This is a genomic window from Bradyrhizobium sp. CCBAU 11434 (assembly GCF_028128895.1).
Lineage (GTDB): Bacteria > Pseudomonadota > Alphaproteobacteria > Rhizobiales > Xanthobacteraceae > Bradyrhizobium > Bradyrhizobium zhengyangense.
This window is the reverse complement of record NZ_LBJX01000036.1, coordinates 1-1,283: the sequence shown is the minus strand read 5'-3', so window position 1 is coordinate 1,283 and position 1,283 is coordinate 1. Positions and strand designations below refer to the sequence as shown.

The window sequence follows — 1,283 nt, the reverse complement described above, 5'->3', positions numbered from 1 at the left end:
CGGCGCTGTGCGATCTGATCCTGGATGAACGCACACACCCCGAGCAGGGCTTCCGCGCCTGCCTCGGCATCATCCGGCTGGCCCGCTCCTACGGGCAAGAGCGGCTTGATGCTGCCGCCATGCGGGCGATCGACATCGGCGCGCGCACCTACGGCTCGGTCAAATCGATCCTCGCCAACAATCTCGATCGGCGTCCTTCACCCAAGCGTCCCGCGGACGACGCGCCGATCCTCCATTCCAACATCCGCGGGCCGCGCTACTACAATTAGGAGATCACGCCTTGCTCACCCATCCGACCCTCGATCAGCTCTATCAGCTCGGCCTTCACGGCATGGCCAAGGCCTTCGCCGACATCGAAGCCGGCGGCGAGGCCGCCAGCCTCGGCCACGCCGAATGGCTTGCGCTCCTGCTCGAACGTGAAGCGTCGCTGCGACGCAACAAGCGACTGTCGAAGCGGCTTCAATATGCCAAGCTGCGCCAGCAGGCCTGCGTCGAGGACATCGACTATCGCACCCCGCGCGGCCTCGACCGCAGCCTCTTGACGATGCTGGTCGAAGGCCAATGGATCGACGACCACGCCAATCTTTTGATCTGTGGCCCGTCCGGCGTCGGCAAGAGCTGGCTCGCCTCGGCGCTCGGCAACAAAGCCTGCCGCGACAATCGCTCCGTGCTCTATCAGCGCGTCCCGCGACTGTTCAGCGATCTGGCCTTGGCGCGCGGTGACGGCCGCCACCCCCGCCTGCTGCGCGCGCTCGGCCGCGTCGATCTCCTCATCCTCGACGACTGGGGCCTCGAGCCGCTCGACGCCGCGGCCCGCCACGACCTCCTGGAGATCCTAGAGGACCGCTACGGCCACCGCTCCACCATCGTCACCAGCCAGCTTCCCGTCGATCAATGGCACGCGCTGATCGGCGACCCCACCTACGCCGACGCCGTTCTCGACCGCCTGGTCCATAACGCTCACCGGATCGATCTCAACGGCGAGAGCCTGCGGCGAACCCGTAAGCCCGGCCGAAAGGCCTGAGCCCGTGGCCCTGTGGACATGCCGCTGCGCTTGGACAACGCGAAGGGCGTTGCCCACATGCCCACAGCAGAAGCAGCAAAAAACAAGTTCTTCGAGCCGCGATTCAAGATTGACCACGCGGCTTCGCCGATGCCAGAAACCAGATAGCCAGAACGCCTCGTGCCCCGGGCGACATCAAATCGGAAGGGTGGGCGAGATCATCTCGGAATCCTGGGCGAGATCAAATCGGTACACCCGGGCGAGATCATCGGAATCCGCA

At 65.4% G+C, this 1,283-nt stretch carries 1 protein-coding gene and 1 pseudogene; both read left to right on the top strand.

Annotation, left to right across the window (positions count from 1 at the left end):
* Positions 1-269 (top strand): annotated as a pseudogene (locus XI06_RS12930) (IS21 family transposase); the annotation flags it as partial.
* Positions 270-280: 11 nt separating this feature from the next.
* Positions 281-1,024, top strand: coding sequence for an IS21-like element helper ATPase IstB (gene istB, locus XI06_RS12925; protein ID WP_271605486.1), 744 nt, complete (start codon positions 281-283; stop codon positions 1,022-1,024).
* The last annotated feature ends 259 nt before the right edge of the window (positions 1,025-1,283 follow it).